Origin of the sequence: Hyella patelloides LEGE 07179, assembly GCF_900659865.1 — a bacterium.
GTDB lineage: Bacteria > Cyanobacteriota > Cyanobacteriia > Cyanobacteriales > Xenococcaceae > Hyella > Hyella patelloides.
This window is the reverse complement of record NZ_LR214156.1, coordinates 1-4,555: the sequence shown is the minus strand read 5'-3', so window position 1 is coordinate 4,555 and position 4,555 is coordinate 1. Positions and strand designations below refer to the sequence as shown.

The following is a 4,555-nucleotide window of genomic DNA, read 5'->3' as shown; positions in this document are numbered from 1 at the left end:
TTTTTTCGCTTACTTTTTCAGCAAACCCTAATTAGCTTTAATTTTCTTGGCAACTAGGTAACAGCATAATGAAGTAGGAAATGATGAATTGAATTGATTTTTGCCCCAAGCTTCTTTTAGACTGAAGTCTCTGTTTGTATTTTTTAGCCCAAAAAGACTGGGTTTTATTTTGGTCATTATTATCGAATTTAAGTGTTTAATGGTGTTAGTTTCCCAAGCAGAATTGATCGAAAAAGCGATCGCTAATTGTGTGGTTAGTTTTCCTACAGATACCGTACCAGCCTTAGCGATCAAACCAGATCGTGCAGCAGTTTTATATCAAGTCAAGCAACGTCCCGAAAGCAAACCCTTAATTTTGATGGGAGCGTCTTTAGAAGATTTGTTACCATACATTGAGGGAACAACTGAAGAGCGAGAACGTTGGAAAGCGATCGCAAATCGTTATTTTCCTGGTGCATTGACATTGGTTTTACCCGCTTCGGCTCTTGTCCCTGCTGCGATGAATCCCACTAATTCCCGAACCATTGGCATTAGAGTACCCAATCATCAAACTGCTCAAGAGATATTAAGCCAAACAGGAGTCTTAGCTACTACCAGTGCGAATCTTTCTGGTCAGTCTTCTTTGGTGACAACAGAGGCGATTAATCGAGTTTTTCCCCAGATAACTATACTTGAAGACCAAACACCAAACAAACCTCAAGGAAGTGGTTTACCTTCTACAGTAGTCCAGTGGACAGGACTTAATTGGCAAATATTACGCCAAGGTAGTGTTAATTTTGCTCTTGAAAAGTAAAAGTTATTAAATATTAGTATTTAGCTTGTAGTTTAAGAAACTTGAGCATCTTTGCTGTTTTATAAGTTTATAACTCTTAATTATTGAATCCATAAGCTTGTAATTTTAAATCTTACAATTAGAAATTATTCTTAAATTGTGCATCACCTTATAATTTTTATGTGATGCTCTAGATTATCTTTTGTTAAACTACTGTAAAATATTGATTTCTCGTAAATTTTAGTCATTCGATCGCTTGAATTCATTTTGAGAGTGTATGAAGTGAGCGTTAATTAATGCATAGTTAAAAATCAAAGCTATGATGCTACAATCAGGGTCAAAGTAAATATGAATGAGATTGAGACTTTAAAAGAAGAATTAAAACAAACGCAGCTTGCTTATCAAATGGCTGTTCAAATGAGCCAATTTAAGGCAGATTTTTTAGCTCGAACATCTCATGAGTTAAGATCGCCTTTGAGTAGCTTGATTGGGCTTCACCAGTTAATTTTGTCCGATCTTTGTGAAAGTCCTGAAGAGCAAAAAGAGTTTATTGCCCAGGCTTATAATTCGGCGATGAAATTGATGAATTTAATTGATGAGATTGTAGCAGTTTCTAAAACCGAATACGGCACTAATAAATTGAATATGGAATCTCTTCAGTTAGCGAGTATTTTTCCAGAGATTTATAATCTTACCCATCTTCAGGCTGCCAATCGTAATCTAAGGCTAAAAATTATTCCTCCAGACTATTATATCTACGTATATGCAGACCGCGTTCGCCTAATTCAATCGATTACTAATTTGATCGATAGTGGCATAGCCATCATGAAGGAAGGCAACATTAATTTAGCAGCAATTTCGGTGGAAAACACAGACAAAGTTACAATTAAAATTAGCTTTGACTGTTCTGCTCAACTGTGGCAACAAGAGTCTGATATTGAAAATAAGGTTATTCCTAATGACTTAGAACAGGCTCGCGAGTTAGTCCAAAACATTAACTTATCACCAAAAATGAGGCTGCTATTATCTCGTACATTATTAGAAACAATGCGTGGCAGCTTACAGTTATTAGACACATCTGTTGAAAATCAAAATCAAAATACAACACAAATAATTTTAACCTGTAAAAAACCAGAATCTTAAAAATATTCTTGTTGTAAAAAAGAGTAGTATTTCAAAAAAAAGTTATTAAAGATACAGAATCCATTACTCAGAATACACTATATTGAAAAATAATTAATGAGCAATGAATTCTTCTATAGCTAATCATATAAAGCAAATTTTAATGGTAAGGACGGCTTTCTTGAGAAAATTCTTGTTGCCAACATTTTCTAAGTAGTTCAACCTTGTATAAATACCAAAAACGTCTGACACTCCATACCGAAGTGCGATCGCAAAGCTGTTGATTAAGGTAGCTCCATATGGGTTGGGCGATTAATCTAATATTCATATTTGTATTTCCTAAAGTTTCAAAGCAGCTATATTTAGCAGAAAGATTGTTCTCTATACTAATTTGGCAGATCGAACCAGTAATCCTCTTGGTTGTAATTGCCCAAAATTAAAAACCAAAGAAACGAAATTTAAGTGTTTACTCGAATTGTCAACTGTTACTTTATTCTGTATCGCTATTGGACTTTTCTGGTAATATCCAAAGTTATTTTGCCACTAAAATCAGGAATTGGCGCACCAGGCTTCGACAACTGTACTCTAACCTGAGTCACTTTATTCAAACTCAAAATTTTATCGGCAATCACCTCAACTAATTTTTCCACTAAAGCAAATTTAGAAGTTTTGATGATTTCTTTAACCAGAAAAATTGCTTCTCGATAATCGAAAGTGTCTTCCAGATTATCGCTTCCCGCAGCAACAGCTAAATCTAACCATAGAGTCAAATCGACTTCAAACCACTGTCCTAAAACTTGTTCTTCGGGTAAATAACCAGTGTAGCCGTAACTGCGAATACCTGTAATTTTGATGGAATCCATAGATTTCAGGAATGAGGAATGAGGAATGAGGAAGTAACGACTACTAATTAAAATAACTTGTTACTGATTTAAGTTTCTGTGAGTAAATGCTTTAGGATTGCTTCCCGTATAAGTGGCTGCGATATGACCATCACCTGTCACTTTATACTTATAGGTAACTAAGCCTTCTAAACCTACTGGACCACGGGGAGGCATTTGTTGAGTACTAATGCCAACTTCTGCACCAAAACCATAGCGAAAACCATCGGCAAAGCGAGTAGAACAATTATGATAAACTCCTGCTGCATCTACTTGGTTTTGAAACATTTTTGCTACTGTATTATCTTGAGTAACAATCGCATCAGTATGTTTTGAGCCATAGGTATTGATATGAGCGATCGCATTTTCCACGGAATCAACTATTTTAATGGCTAAAATTAAATCGCTATACTCAGTATTCCAATCTTCTTCGGTAGCAGGTTGCGCTTCAATTATTTCTCTGGTTGCAGTGTCTCCTCGTAACTCTACTCCTTCGGCAATTAGAGCTTTTGCAATAGAAGGTAAAGCAGTTGCTGCAATGTCTTGATGGACTAGCAGGGTTTCAATAGCGTTACAGGCTGCGGGATAATGAGTCTTGGCATCTACGGTAATTTCCACTGCTTGAGTTTGATTAGCAGACTTATCTATATACAAGTGACAGATCCCATCAGCATGACCCAAAACTGGAATACGAGTATTATCCTGCACGTAACGCACAAAGGAGTTAGAGCCTCTGGGAATAATCAAATCTACATATCGATCTAAAGCTAAAAGCTGTTTAATTTCTTCTCTGGTAGTTAATAGTTGCACTGCATCAGGATTCACTTTGGTGTTGCTTAAAGCCTGATGAATCACTTTGACTAAAGCCTGACAAGAGTTAATTGCTTCTTTACCACCTTTGAGAATTACTCCGTTACCAGACTTAATTGCCAAACTGGTAATTTGAATTAAAGCTTCTGGTCTAGCTTCAAAGATAATGCCTAGCACCCCTAAAGGACAAGTAACACGCTGTAAAATCAATCCTTGGTCTAATTCTCGATTGATTTGCACTGTACCCACAGGATCGGCTAATTTTGCCACATCTTTAACTCCTGTAATAGCACTTTGCAGCTTACTCTCTCCCAGTTTCAATCTGGCATACAAAGCAGGGGAAATACCATCTTGTTCTGCTGCATCTAAATCTTTTTGATTGGCTTCCAGTATTTCTGGTGTTGCTTGGGTTAAAGCATCTGCGATCGCATTTAAAGCTTGATTGCGATCTTCCGTAGACAAGACAGCTAATTGACTTGCTGCTCGACGGGTTTGTTGAGCTACTTGAGTTAAAGACAAAGACTCTATCTGAGAAGCAACCATAAGATTTATCACATCAGGAATAATAGAAGCAACTATTGTAGCGTAGCGAATTAAGGTTTTGCGAGTAAATAATAAGCTTCTGTGTATCTAGTTAAACTTAAGATACATATACTACTTATCGGTAAAACCATTAAGCCCTGTAGAGACGTGGTATATCCCTCTTCTGTCACTTTCCGATATCGATCCTTACAGAGAGAGGATTACAGCCATTTTAAAATTTAAGTTTTTCTAATAAGCTTAAACGCATCCAAATAACATAAAATTAAGATAGTAATATCAGATAAAAATAAGGAATGCCAGCAAAGGGTTATCTATCATTATCACAAAAGAAAAAGTTACCACGCCCTTCGGGCTGAAGTCAGGAGGATAGAGTCAGGAGTCAGGAGTTAGATAAAGCCCGAAGTTGGAGTATGCGCCTCGCCATTTT

Annotated in this window: 5 protein-coding genes and 1 pseudogene; 2 read left to right on the top strand and 4 right to left on the bottom strand. The window is 36.5% G+C overall.

The features are described from left to right. Window positions 1-36: 36 nt before the first annotated feature. A pseudogene (locus H1P_RS39625) lies at window positions 37-177 on the bottom strand (HindVP family restriction endonuclease); the annotation flags it as partial. 22 nt (window positions 178-199) lie between these two features. On the opposite strand from H1P_RS39625, the gene H1P_RS31225 reads away from it, so the two are divergent. Together H1P_RS31225 and H1P_RS31220 are read left to right on the top strand one after the other, a co-directional pair. Further along, window positions 200-793 (top strand): L-threonylcarbamoyladenylate synthase, encoded by a 594-nt coding sequence (locus tag H1P_RS31225; protein ID WP_144875077.1) that lies wholly within the window; start codon window positions 200-202, stop codon window positions 791-793. A 327-nt stretch (window positions 794-1,120) separates the two neighbouring features. After that, window positions 1,121-1,915: a sensor histidine kinase gene (locus H1P_RS31220; RefSeq protein WP_144875075.1), complete on the top strand. Its 795-nt coding sequence runs from the start codon at window positions 1,121-1,123 to the stop codon at window positions 1,913-1,915. Between the two features lie 139 nt (window positions 1,916-2,054). Here H1P_RS31220 and H1P_RS36805 read toward each other — a convergent pair whose 3' ends face one another. The 3 genes from H1P_RS36805 to proA all read right to left on the bottom strand — a co-directional run bounded on the left by H1P_RS36805 (window position 2,055) and on the right by proA (window position 4,128). Beyond that, the gene (locus H1P_RS36805; protein ID WP_186376253.1) at window positions 2,055-2,222 is read right to left on the bottom strand and encodes a hypothetical protein; all 168 of its coding nucleotides are present in this window, start codon (window positions 2,220-2,222) and stop codon (window positions 2,055-2,057) included. Between the two features lie 175 nt (window positions 2,223-2,397). Then, complete coding sequence (gene folB, locus H1P_RS31215) at window positions 2,398-2,757, bottom strand: dihydroneopterin aldolase (protein ID WP_144875073.1); 360 nt, start codon at window positions 2,755-2,757, stop codon at window positions 2,398-2,400. Between the two features lie 60 nt (window positions 2,758-2,817). Beyond that, window positions 2,818-4,128 (bottom strand): glutamate-5-semialdehyde dehydrogenase, encoded by a 1,311-nt coding sequence (gene proA / locus H1P_RS31210; protein ID WP_144875071.1) that lies wholly within the window; start codon window positions 4,126-4,128, stop codon window positions 2,818-2,820. Window positions 4,129-4,555 lie beyond the last annotated feature (427 nt).